At 66.0% G+C, this 12,215-nt stretch carries 10 protein-coding genes; 4 read left to right on the top strand and 6 right to left on the bottom strand.

Annotated features, from left to right (window positions below; genetic code table 11):
• Positions 1-4: 4 nt before the first annotated feature.
• On the top strand, positions 5-2,020 hold the full coding sequence (locus HU751_RS14775) for a pyridoxamine 5'-phosphate oxidase family protein (RefSeq protein ID WP_186733834.1): 2,016 nt from the start codon (positions 5-7) through the stop codon (positions 2,018-2,020).
• A gap of 46 nt (positions 2,021-2,066) precedes the next feature.
• Complete coding sequence (locus HU751_RS14780; RefSeq protein ID WP_186733839.1) at positions 2,067-2,966, top strand: LysR family transcriptional regulator; 900 nt, start codon at positions 2,067-2,069, stop codon at positions 2,964-2,966.
• A 240-nt stretch (positions 2,967-3,206) separates the two neighbouring features.
• Here the strand turns inward: HU751_RS14780 and HU751_RS14785 are convergent, their stop codons facing one another.
• From HU751_RS14785 to HU751_RS14795, 3 genes are all read right to left on the bottom strand, one after another.
• Positions 3,207-4,625 (bottom strand): aminotransferase-like domain-containing protein, encoded by a 1,419-nt coding sequence (locus HU751_RS14785; protein ID WP_186733833.1) that lies wholly within the window; start codon positions 4,623-4,625, stop codon positions 3,207-3,209.
• 18 nt (positions 4,626-4,643) lie between these two features.
• Complete coding sequence (locus HU751_RS14790; RefSeq protein ID WP_186733832.1) at positions 4,644-6,074, bottom strand: L-lactate permease; 1,431 nt, start codon at positions 6,072-6,074, stop codon at positions 4,644-4,646.
• 107 nt (positions 6,075-6,181) lie between these two features.
• Entirely contained in the window at positions 6,182-6,745 is a 564-nt protein-coding gene (locus tag HU751_RS14795; protein ID WP_186733831.1) for a TetR/AcrR family transcriptional regulator, read from the bottom strand.
• Between the two features lie 148 nt (positions 6,746-6,893).
• On the opposite strand from HU751_RS14795, the gene HU751_RS14800 reads away from it, so the two are divergent.
• Entirely contained in the window at positions 6,894-7,682 is a 789-nt protein-coding gene (locus HU751_RS14800) for an SDR family NAD(P)-dependent oxidoreductase (protein ID WP_186733830.1), read from the top strand.
• Positions 7,683-7,698: 16 nt separating this feature from the next.
• The gene (locus HU751_RS14805) at positions 7,699-8,700 is read left to right on the top strand and encodes an NADP-dependent oxidoreductase (RefSeq protein WP_186733829.1); all 1,002 of its coding nucleotides are present in this window, start codon (positions 7,699-7,701) and stop codon (positions 8,698-8,700) included.
• Between the two features lie 33 nt (positions 8,701-8,733).
• Here HU751_RS14805 and HU751_RS14810 read toward each other — a convergent pair whose 3' ends face one another.
• The 3 genes from HU751_RS14810 to pdxR all read right to left on the bottom strand — a co-directional run bounded on the left by HU751_RS14810 (position 8,734) and on the right by pdxR (position 12,157).
• Positions 8,734-10,038 (bottom strand): type II toxin-antitoxin system HipA family toxin, encoded by a 1,305-nt coding sequence (locus tag HU751_RS14810; RefSeq protein ID WP_186733828.1) that lies wholly within the window; start codon positions 10,036-10,038, stop codon positions 8,734-8,736.
• Entirely contained in the window at positions 10,035-10,412 is a 378-nt protein-coding gene (locus HU751_RS14815; protein ID WP_186733827.1) for a helix-turn-helix domain-containing protein, read from the bottom strand. Before HU751_RS14815 ends, HU751_RS14810 begins: the two co-directional genes overlap by 4 nt.
• A 245-nt stretch (positions 10,413-10,657) precedes the next feature.
• Positions 10,658-12,157, bottom strand: coding sequence for a MocR-like pyridoxine biosynthesis transcription factor PdxR (pdxR, locus tag HU751_RS14820; RefSeq protein ID WP_186733826.1), 1,500 nt, complete (start codon positions 12,155-12,157; stop codon positions 10,658-10,660).
• Positions 12,158-12,215: the final 58 nt, after the last annotated feature.

Raw genomic sequence — 12,215 nt, forward strand, 5'->3', positions numbered from 1 at the left:
CGCCATGCAATCGCCCTGGCATGCAGGTGAAAAACGGCTGCAGGAGCACGTCGGTGTTGCCGAGCGCATGGAGGCGTTCGGGCAAAAGGTCATTCGTGACTTCATGCCCGACCAGCATCGCACGTTCTACCAGCAGCTGCCGTTCATGGTGGCCGGTGCCGTGGATGCCGCAGGCAAACCCTGGGCGACGCTGCTCGAAGGCCCGGAAGGCTTTGTCAGCTCGCCCGATCCACGGCAACTGTTGATCGGCGCCGACCTCGCCAGCGATGATCCGGCCACGCCGGGCCTGGTGGCGGGCGGTGCCATCGGTCTGCTGGGGATCGAGCTGCACACGCGGCGGCGCAATCGCCTCAATGGCCTGATCCGCAGGGCCAGCGCAGGCCAGCTGGAGGTGGTGGTCGAGCAATCCTTCGGCAACTGCCCGCAGTACATTCAGCTGCGCGAGTACACCCGCGTCGACGAGCCGCCACAGAAGCGCCGGGATTCAGCGGCGCTCGATGCCGCAACCCGCGCGATGATCGAAAGCGCCGACACCTTCTTTGTCGCCAGCTACGTCGATCAGGACGCTGGCCAGCGCTCGGTGGACGTGTCCCATCGCGGTGGCCGGCCTGGTTTCGTCAGGGTCGAGGGCAATCGCCTGACCATTCCCGACTACGCCGGCAACCTGCATTTCAATACCCTCGGCAATCTGCTGGTCAACCCGGTCGCCGGCCTGCTGTTCGTCGATTTCACCACGGGCGATGTGCTGCAGGTTTCCGGGCGCACCGAGGTGATTCTCGACAGCCCGCTGATCAGTGCCTTCGAAGGCGCGGAGCGGATCTGGACCCTGGACATCGAGCAGGTGGTGCTGCGCCGGGCTGCCGTGTCGCTGCGCTGGGCCTTCCAGGAATACGCACCCACCAGCCTGATGACCGGCACCTGGCCCGAGGCCGAGCAGCGCCTGCAACAGCGCGAACGGCAGCGCCAATGGCTGACCTGGCGGGTACTGCACATCGAGCAGGAGAGTCGCGATATCCGCTCGTTCCATCTGCAACCCGAGGATGGCACCGCGGTATCCTTCGCTCCTGGCCAGCATATTCCCGTGCGTTTGCGGATCGATGGGGAGACGCCGTTGATCCGTACCTACAGCCTGTCCAGCGCGCCGTCCGATGGCTTCCTGCGCATCAGCGTCAAGGCGCAGGGGCCGGCGTCACGCTATCTGCACCAACAGGTGAAGGTCGGCGATCAGCTGGAGGTGCGCCAGCCCACGGGCAGCTTCACCCTGGATCAGCAGAGCGACCGGCCCCTTGTGCTGATCGGCGCGGGCGTCGGAGTCACCCCATTGATCGCCATGCTCCGCGAGCAGCTGGCGAAAGGGCAGGGGCGGCGCATCCACCTGTTCCATGGCGGGCGCACACTGGCCGACCTGCCGTTCCAGCAGGAGCTTGCCGCGCTCCAGCAACACGCCAATGGCTTGCTGAGCATCCATCGTGCCTTGAGCCAGCCCGAGCCACAGGCCGTGCTGGGGCATGACTACCAATTCGCCAGCCGCCTGGGCATCGGGCAGATCAAGGCCACGTTGGCATTGGACGACTACGACTTCTACCTCTGCGGCCCAGCCAGTTTCACCCAGGATCTGTACGAAGGCCTGCGTGGCGTGCATGTGCCCGACGCCCGCATCCATGCCGAAGCCTTCGGCCCCTCGACCCTGCGCCGCCACACCGACGACAACCAGCCCACGCTGCAGCAGCCCCCACCCGCCAGCGAACCGGTGCCGGTGTACTTCGCCAGCTCCGCCAAGGAAGCGCGTTGGGCGCCGGACGGCGGCACCCTGCTGGAACTGGCGGAAAGCCGTGGCCTGTCGCCGGACTTCAGTTGCCGAGGAGGCTCCTGCGGTACCTGCAGGACCAAATTGGTCAGCGGCCAGGTCCACTACCCGAACCCGCCCGCCGAATTGCCCGAGCCCGGCAGCGTGCTGATCTGCTGCGCCATCCCCGCCCAGGCCGAGGACGGCGTGCAGCCCCTGGTACTGGAGCTCTAGCGTGACCACGGCGATAATCGCCCCACGACAACGCGTGGGGCGCGGCATGGACCAGATCCACCTGATGAAAGTGTTCGTGGCCGTGGGTGAGCTGGAAAGCTTCGCCGCCGCCGCCCGCCGCCTGGCCATCTCGCCGGCGGCGGTGACCCGCGCCGTCAGCGCCCTGGAGGAACAGCTCGGGGTCAAGCTGCTGCTGCGCACCACCCGCAGCGTGCGCCTGACCGAGGCCGGCGGGCGCTACCTGGAGGACACCCGGCACATCCTCGCCAGCATCGTCGAGGCCAACGAAGCCGCCGCCGGCATCAACGCCGCGCCCAAGGGCGACCTGGCGGTGACCGCGCCGATCCTGTTCGGCAAGAAGTTCGTCATGCCGTGCATCGTCCGATACCTACAGCAGTACCCCGAGGTGGATGTGTCGGCGTACTTTCTCGATCGCGTGGTGAACCTGGTGGAGGAGGGCATGGACGTGGCGGTGCGCATCGGCCAGTTGCCCGATTCGGGCCTCAAGGCGTTGCGCGTGGGCAGGATGCGCCGCTTGCTGTGCGCCTCGCCCGAGTACCTCGAACGCCACGGCACGCCGCGCCATCCCTCGGAATTGCAGAAGCACGAAGTGATCGCCGCCGGAACCCTGTCACCGCGCACGGACTGGCGCTTCGGCGCCATCGACGACCCGACGCTGATCCGCATGAAGCCGCGCCTGACCGTGACCAGCAACGACGCCGCCATCGCCGCGGCCAGTGCCGGGCTCGGGATTGCCCGGCTGCTGTCGTACCAGGTGGCGGATGAAGTGGCGGCTGGGCGCTTGCAGGTGATTCTGGCTGAATACGAGGAAGCGCCCTGGCCGATCCATATCCTGCATCGGGAGAGCAAATATGGCTCGACCAAGGTGCGGACCTTTATCGATATGTTGGCCGAGCATTTGCGCAGTCAGGTGCATCTGACTTGATTCCGGAACCTGGGGCTGTTGCGCAGCCCTTTCGCGACACAAGGCCGCTCCCACATGGACCGCGCCAAGCCTGAGCTTCACTCCAAACCTGTAGGAGCCAGCTTTGATGACGATGCCCGGCATGGCTGGGTCAGCTTCCACAAAGAAGACAGTTGCTCCAACAGGAGCATGTATTCCCCTGTGGGAGCGGCCTTGTGTCGCGAAAGGGGCGCGCAGCGCCCCCAAGTACCTCAAACGCAATCAAAACCTCGAAAGCGCCGCACACTCCGCCAGCACCCTCAACCCGCCCATCACCTCCGGCGTAATCACCCGCCCCAGACACACCCGCAACCCAGTGCCACACTCCCCATCGGCAAAGAACATCCCGCTGGCGCCGACATTGCAGCCACGCTCCGCCGCAAGCCGCTGCAGCGCCACCATGTCCGTCCCTTCCGGCAATTCGATCCAATGAATAAAACCACCCTGCGGCGCCACATACCGCGTCCCCGGCGGAAACACCGAGCGCACCAGCGTCTCCATCATCCCGGCCTGGGCCGCCAGCCGCCCACGCAGCTTCGCGCAGTGCTCCTCCATGTACCCCCGGCCGATAAACTCATCCAGCACCCGCTGCGCCAGGCTCGATACCGCCAGGTTGCGCGAAAACAGCTGGGCCAGGATCGCATCCCGGTAGCGCCCCGCCACGCACCAGCCCACCCGGTACCCCGGCGCCACGGTCTTGGAGAACGACGAGCAATAGATCGTCTGCCCGGTGCTGTCGTAGTGCTTGATCGCCTTCGGGCGCTGCGCCTCGTCTACCAGGTCGAAGAAGATATCGTCCTCGATGATCGGCACATCCGCCGCCTGCGCCAGCTGTGACAGCCGTGCCCGCGCCGCGTCGGGCATGATGAAGCCCCGTGGGTTCTGCAGCGTCGGGTTGAGAAACACCACATCGACCTTGCCGCGCTTGAGTGCCCATTCCAGGTGCTCGAGGTCCATGCCGCTGTCGGCGTGGGTGCGGATGGGCAGGGCGCGCATCCCCAGGCGTTCGATGGTCTGCAGGATGCCGTAGTAGGTAGGCGTCTCGATGGCCACCGTGGCGCCCGGCCGGGCGACGGCTTCGAGGGCCAGTTCCAGGGCCACGGTGTCGCCCGAGGTCACCAGGATATCGTCCGGGCCGCAGGCCACGCCGCGTTGCAGCATCAGCCCGGCGATGCGCCGGCGCAGCGAGGCCAGGCCCGGCGGGGCGATCAGGCCGGCCAAGGGGTGGTCGGCCTTGGTGGCCAGCGTCGCCAGGCACTTGTTCAGCAGCACCTGGGGCGTGAGCTCGTCGTGCAGCACCGCCGAGCTCAACGACAGCGCGGTATTGCTGGCCGCCTGGGCAAGCATGGCGACCACCGCGTGGTTGACGTTGACGGTGACACTGGCCAGGTCGAACCCCTGTACCTGGGCCGCGCCCTTGGCGACGAAATAGCCGATCCGCGGCGTGGCCTGCACATAGGCATTGGCCTCCAGCTCCGCCAGGGCCCGCTGCACGGTGGCGATGCTGCTGTCGAACAGCCGCGCCAGCTCGCGCACCGAGGGCAGTTGCGTGCCGCTGGGCCATTCGCCGCTGTCGATCTGGCGCAGCAGCCAGGCGTTGACGGTGTGCCAGCGTTTGTCGGGCTTGGGGTTCCGGTCCATGGGGGGCCTTGTGTCGTCTCAGGCGGGGGCTCCCGAAAGGTAGAGCAAAAGCACGCCGGTTGCAGCCACGATGACGATGTTCAGCAGCACCAGGGCAAAGCCGAAGCGGATCAGCCCGTGTTCTTCCTCGCGGTTGGCCCCGGCCAGCCCGATGATCAGCGACAGGATCGACAGCGAGCCCAGCGCGCCATGGCCTGCGGCGCTGTTGACCATCGCCGCCAGCCATGGGCCGTGGACCGTGGACAGCGCGGCGATGGAGGGCATCACCAGCGTGTTGCCGCCGACATTGGAGCCGGTGACATAGCCGGCCAACCCCGCCAGCAGCGACACCGTCGACGCCAGCGACACCCCGGACAGCGCCTGCAACGCCCGTTGCGCCTCGACCAGGAAGCCGGCCTTGACCATCACCTGCGACAGCAGCAGGAACAGGAAGATCGTCGCCACCGGGAACCGCGCCCGGGTGACCAGCGCCTGCCATGGGAAGCCCGCGCCCTGGCGCCCGACCATCATCAGCACCACCAGCAGCAAGGCCAGCCCCGGCGAAGCCAGTGGCTTCCACGACACGTTGGTGCCATGCACCACCCATAGCCCGTCCCACCCCGACAGCAGGAACAGCCCCCGCGAGGCGATGATCACGGCCAGCAAGGCCAGGTACGGCCACGCCGCCTGCGGCCAGCGCACCAGCGCCCCGCGCCGCGCCCAGGACATCCCCAGGCCCACGCCGGCCACCGCCAGCCCGGCCAGCACGCCCGACGCCTCCGGCCCGATCCAGCGGTTGACCGCATACAGCACCGCGCTGAACAGCAACGAGACCAGCGCCAACCCCAGCCATGCCTGCAGGCTGCGAATCCTCGCCAGCACCAGTGCGACGGCGGCCAGGCCGAGGAACACCGGCGCGCTGACCAGCGCCGAATGGCTGCCCAGTTCCTGCGCCGGCACGTGGGCCAGCAGCGCGCCGATCACCGTGGCCAATCCAAGCGTGCCCCAAGGCATCACCACCATGCCGGCCAGCGCCATCTTCATGCCGACCTGACGGGAAAACAGCCCCATCAGCAGCGGCACCGTGGCGATCAGCGACACCCCGAACCCGGTCATCGCCTCCAGCAGCGGCGCCAGGCCCAGGACGATGAAGATCACCTGCATCGGCGGCGTCCAGCCCAGCTCCCGTACCCAGGCGCCGATCGCCTGCGGGGCGTTGGCGCGTTCGACCAGGATGACGAAGGCCAGCCCCGGAACGATCACGCAGGCGGTGCTGAGGAACAGGATCAGCGTGTCTTGCAGGATGGCGCCGGACACCGCCGCCGACAGCGGCTGCGCGGCGCCCAGGCCCCACAGCAGCAGGACACCGGCCACGCCGGCCAGCGCGGCCTGCACGGGTGGGCGGCGCAGCAGCAGGATCAGGGCGATCACCAGGCCAATGGGGGACATTTGCAGCAGCAGGGCAGCCATGATGCGGGTTCCTTCAGCCATCCAGGGAGTGAGGTGGAGGGTGAAGGGCGGGCGCCTGCTGAAACAGATACAGCGCCCGGGCGATTTTCAATACAGCCCGGGCGGGGTTACTGCGGTGTCAGCAACCAGTCCCGGCAGGCCTGGAGAATGTCGTCCGCCAGCGGCGAATCGTCCGGGCAGGCGCGGGAGAGCGTGATGGCGCCCACCAGGGTGGCGATCACGCCCAGGCGCCGGGCGCGTTCGGCCTGCTCGTCGGCGGCATCCGTCGGCTCGCTGGCGGCCTGGAGCGTTGCCAGCAAGCGCTCGAGCCCGTCGGCAAACACCGTCTTCACGGCGTCGGGTTGGCGCGCGGCATCGCTGGCCAGCGCCGCCAGGGTGCAACCTGAGGCCGGGTTGTCGCGGTGCTCCCTGGAGAGGTATTGGCGCAGGTAGTCCGCCACACCGCCACTGTCGGTGCCGGAGGTGTTCTGCGACAGCCCGCAGGCTGCCGCCTCGGCCATGAGGTCGGCCTTCGAGCCGAAATGCTTGTAGAAGCCGCCATGGGTGAAACCGGCGGCCGCCATCAACTCGGCGACGCCGACTCCGTCATAGCCCCGCTGGCGGAACAACGAGGACGCCGTCTCGACGATATGGGTGCGGTTGGCCTGGGCTTGTGCCTTGGTGACTTTCATGGCGGATGACTCCTGCGCCGTGGAGGTGAGGTTCATCATACATTGATGTCATTCATCATCAAAATATTGACATGGTTAGATTATGATCGTAATCATAAAGGCCAGGCCCACCCCGATCGGGTGTCGCCATCCACCTTGAGGATTTGCCATGAGTGCCTTGCCTACCGTTCTCGTCACCGGTGCCTCCAGCGGTATCGGCGCCACCTATGCCGAACGCTTCGCCCAGCGTGGTCACGACCTGGTGCTGGTCGCCCGCGACCAGGCGCGCCTGGAGACCCTGGCTGGCTGCCTGCGTGAGCACTTCGCTGTCGCCGTCGAGGTGCTGGTCGCCGACCTCACCCAGGCCGATGCCCTTGCTCGGGTCGAAGCGCGGTTGCGTGAAGACGTGCGTATAGGCGTGCTGATCAACAACGCCGGGCAAGGCCAGTCAGGGGGCTTCCTGGGGCAGGATGGCGCAAGCCTCGAGCGCCTGATCGGCCTGAACGTCACCGCCGTCACCCGCCTGGCTGCCGCCATTGCGCCGCGCCTGGCCGAGCAGGGCACTGGCGCGATCGTCAACATCGGCTCGGTGGTGGGGCTGGCGCCGGAACTGGGCATGACCGTGTATGGCGCCACCAAGGCGTTCGTGCAGTTCCTGTCCCAGGGGCTGGCGCTGGAGCTGGGGCCGAAGGGGGTCTATGTGCAGGCCGTGCTGCCGGCCGCGACCCGCACCGAGATCTGGTCGCGTTCCGGATTGGATATCAACACGTTGCCAGAAGTGATGGAGGTGGAAGACTTGGTCGATGCTGCGCTGGTGGGTTACGACCGCCGCGAAGCGATCACCATTCCGCCCTTGCAGCACGCCGACCGCTGGGCTGCGCTGGATGGCGCCCGGCAGATGCTGATGGGGGATTTGCGCCAATCCCAGGTGGCCGAGCGCTATCGCAGTGCGCAGTGAGTCACGGGAGATCTCAATGAAAGCTTTCATCATCGATCGTTATGGCAAGGATGTAGCCGGGCGTATCGCCGAAATGCCCGTGCCCACCCTGGGGGATGACGACGTGCTGGTGCGGGTCCACGCCGCCGGGGTGAACGCCCTGGACGTGAAGCTGCGTAACGGCGAGTTCAAACGGGTACTTCCGTACCGCCTGCCGCTAATCCTTGGCAACGACCTGGCCGGTACCGTGCTACGCGTGGGCGCCCGTGTCACCCGCTTCAAGCCCGGCGACGAGGTCTATGCACGGCCCGGGCAGGCACGCATCGGCAGTTTTGCCGAACAGATCGCCGTCACCCAGCAGGCCCTGGCGCGCAAGCCCGCCAACTTGAGCATGGAACAGGCCGCCGCGCTGCCCTTGGTGTCCTTGACCGCTTGGCAGGTATTGGTGGAAACCGCCCAGCTCAAGCCGGGGCAGAAGGTGCTGATTCATGCGGGTTCTGGTGGCGTGGGCAGCATCGCGATCCAGTTGGCCAAGCACTTGGGGGCGTTCGTCGCCACGACCACCAGCACGGGCAATGTCGAATGGGTGAAGGCCTTGGGCGCGGATGTGGTCATCGATTACAAGCGCCAGGATTTCACCCGGGAATTGCGCGACTACGATGTGGTGCTCAGCGGGTTGGAGGCAGGCACCTTGGAGCGCTCGGTGCAGATTCTCAAACCGGGTGGCCAGCTGATTTCCATTTCCGGGCCGCCCACGCCTGAGTTCGCGGCCGAGCAAGGGATGGCTTGGCCATTACGTCAGGTGCTTCGCCTGCTCAGCCGCCGCATCCGCAGGCGTTGTGAGGCCTTGGGCGTGCGCTATCGGTTCGTGTTCATGCGCGCCGATGGTCGACAGTTGGAGGCCATCACCCGGCTGGTGGAGGAGGGGATCCTGACGCCGGTGCTCGACCAAGTGTTCGCCTTCGAGGCTACCGAACAGGCGCTGGCGGCGGTGGCAGGTGGGCGGAGCAAGGGCAAGGTGGTGGTGCGGGTGGCTTGAGCTGCGCGTCCAGCCCTCGGGAGGGGTGTTTATTCAAAGCCCCTCGCCAAGATACTGGCGGTGTACTTCACCGATTCGCTTACTGGCTGAGATTGGTACCCCTGCGTCCTGGGCAAACTGCGGCCATTGTGCGATGGCTTCGCAGACTTCCTTGATGATCCGTCGTGCGTCCATGCCACGAACTTGGCTGGCAACGCTTAACAGATCGTCGAGGGTGAAGTCGTCGCGTTTGCCGTTCACGGTCATCTGGTGAGTATCGACCCAGAAACTACCTGGCAGGTAGGAGTAGGAGACGTCATAGGCTGGCGTGAGGTACCAGGTGCCGTCGGTGTCCATCATGAAGGCCGTATTCTTGGTGTGGTCGTCCTGGTTGCGTGCCACCAGGTTGAAGACCATGCGGCGGTAGAACTGTTCGGCGCCGTCGCGGGAAATCCGCAGTGCGCGCATCACCGCGAAGGCCTCGGCATAGGAGTATTGGCCAGGCTTGCGGAAGTCGGCGTGGTCGAGTGCGCACAAGGTCGCCACGTGGATCTTTTCACCTTCGGTCGTGCGGTCGAAGCGCCGGGTCATGAAGTGAGCGCGTCCACCTTCCTCCAGCAATCGGCACTCGGTCATGGTGATGCCGGCCGCCTTGGCCATCAGGTGGTAGGCGTACTCGATGCGCCCGTAGCCTTGCGAGTCCGCCAGTACGGTCGAGTCCTTGGCCACATCGAACTTGAGCAACCAGTACTCGAAGCCCGGGGGCGCGGTGACCTGGCCCGAACGGATCTCGCCTTCGGCATTCATGGCGATCACCGCCTTGGCCCGGGCGCCGCCTGCGCTGGTACCGATCTGGATGAGGTGCTGCAAGGCGCTGTCGTCCAGCGACGGGTCCTTGGCATCCAGGCGCTCGGCGATCGACTCGCGTTCGGACAACACCTCGCTGGCCAGGCGCACCAGGGCATCGATATGGATGCTCTCCCCCTTGTCCCGCTCGGTGGCCATCGCCGGACGATATTCCAGGGCGCCCATGCCGCGCTTGCCCTGGTACAGCAGGCGCTCGACCGGGGTAAACGTTGCCTTGTCACGCCCCTGCTGGGCCAGCCAGGCATCGATCAGCGCGTTGCCGAAATCATCGGGCAGGGAATCGGCGAGGATCGAGGGCAGGCCCTTGAAGGTTTCGCGGTCCAGCCCCTGGAACACGTAGGTGTAGTCCTGGCGCAACGGCATATGGACCGGCGAGATCTCAAGGCCCGTCCTGACGAACTCGGGGGTGTATTCGAACTCTCCGATCTGGGTCTGCGTGTTCCAGTTGAGCGCGCCTACATACACATCCCAGAGATAGATCCGTGCAATCACCAGCTGTCATCCTTGTCGGGTTTCGGGCCACCAATGAGCGTGGGCTTGCCGATAGGTGTCCTGATTCCGTGTTCAGGCGCCGGCGGTGTAGCCCGTGTGACGGTCGCCCGCATCCGCTGCTTGCCCTGCATTTTTGCTAATTGCACGGGGCTGGTCCTGACCTCCTCGATGAGGGAGGCGAGACGATCAAGCTCTCCCAGCACCCTCAGGACGGCAATCACGTTCACCAGGGTGCCTTTGCCTGCCGTGAGCTTGCGGTAGGTCTCCCGGGAAATCCCGGCTTCATGGGCGACGATGTCCTGGCCAATATTACGCTTCAGGCGGATAGCCTCAATGCGTTGGCCGATCTCGTTGGCGATAGCGTCGTCAGTCATTGATATGGCTTTCATAACGCCTGGGATCCTATGCTTAAAACGCTGTTATTGACCTGCATGCCTAGGATTCTAGGCTTTGTATAGTGCGCTTGAAAGAAAAAACCGCTACGGGACAAAGACTAGTTTTCTAGGCGTTGAGTGCGTATTTTAATGTTTTTGCCAAGAATTCTAGGCGTTATCTGATCCTTGTTTTCGCGGCGGATTTCAGCGATTGGTTTACCACATTTCGTTTCGCGCAGAACGGGCTACCGCATTGAACGTCCCGAAGTGACCAGACCTGCCAACACCTTCTCCAGTTTCACCACCGCCTCCCTCATCTCAGCGGGTGTCAGTGCCGCAAACCCCATCAGCAAGCCGGCATCGTTCCTCGGCACCGCGTACAAGCTGCCCAGCCCCAACAGATCGATCCCCACCCCGCGTGTCGCCCTGACCACGGCGTCTTCAGACAGGCCCTGCACGAAATGGCAGGGCATCTGCAGCCCGCCGGCGGGCACCTGCGGCACGAGAAACGCCCCCAGGTGCCTGCGTAGCAGATCCGCCAGTACATCCCGGCGCTCGGCGTAGAGCGCGCGCATGGCCCGCACATGGGCGTTGAAGTGGCCGCCCTCCATGAACCGGGCCAGGGTCAGCTGGGCGATGGAGGCGTTATGTCCGTCCTGCAACGTGCGGGCGGCGGTCATCGGCGCGACGAGCTGGGGCGGCAGCAGCAGGTAGCCGATGCGCAGGCCGGCGAACAGCGATTTGGTGAAGGTGCCGATGTACAGCGTGCGGTCGTGTGGGTCCAGGCCCTGCACGCAGGCGGTGGGGCGGCCGGCGTAGTGGAACTCGCTGTCGTAGTCGTCCTCGATGATCCAGGCCTGTTGCTGGCGGGCCCATTCGATCGCCAGCAGGCGCCGGTCCAGCGCCAGGGTCGCGCCGGTCGGGTACTGGTGCGAAGGGGTGAGGAACACCGCCCGGGCATCGGGCGCCAGTCGGGCCATGGCGTCCACCTGCAGGCCGTGCGCGTCCACCGGGACCGGCACGCATGCCAGGCTGGCGGCGGTGACAGCCTTGCGGGTGCCCTGGTACAGCGGGTCTTCGACCAGTACCTGGTCGCCTGCGTCCATGAGCACCTGGGCGCACAGGCCAAGGGCCTGCTGCGAGCTGGTGAGGATCAGGATGCGCTCGGCGGATGCCTGGGCCCCGCGCTCGAGGTTGAGGTAGTCGGCGATTGCCCGGCGCAAGGGGGCCATGCCCTGCGGCTCGCTGTGTTCCAGCGCCCGTGTGCCGTATTCCTTGTACACCTGCCGCTCCAGCTTCTCCCAGATGGCCAGGGGGAAGTGCCGGGTTTCGGCCACGCCTGGAGCGAAGGGGCGGGGCGACTGGAAGTTGTGGACGCCACCGCTGTGCAACAGCGCTTCAGCTCGGCGGCTCAACTGCACCGGGGCTTGCTGATGTGCCGGACGCTGGCGCTTGCGCGACGGCAGGCACCGGGCCCGTTGCGACACGAAGCTGCCACTGCCCACGCGCCGCTCGATAAAGCCCTCGGCGTGCAACTGGCTGTAGGCCGACTCCACGGTATCCCGCGAGACGCCCAGGGACTGGGCCAGCGGACGCGAGGCGGGCAGCGCCCTGCCCACCGGCAGTGCGCCGTCGAGGATCAACTGACGGATCGCCCGCTGGATGCGCACATGCAAGGCCAGCGCGGCGTGTGCCGGGTCGTTGATCCAGGCTTTCACCGATTCCAGCTGCGCGTGTTTGAACATTGGCCTGATTCCCTGGCTGATGGACCTGATTAATGGCTGCCAATGCCGGGGCCGCTTC

This window comes from Pseudomonas peradeniyensis, from assembly GCF_014268935.2.
Taxonomy (GTDB): domain Bacteria; phylum Pseudomonadota; class Gammaproteobacteria; order Pseudomonadales; family Pseudomonadaceae; genus Aquipseudomonas; species Aquipseudomonas peradeniyensis.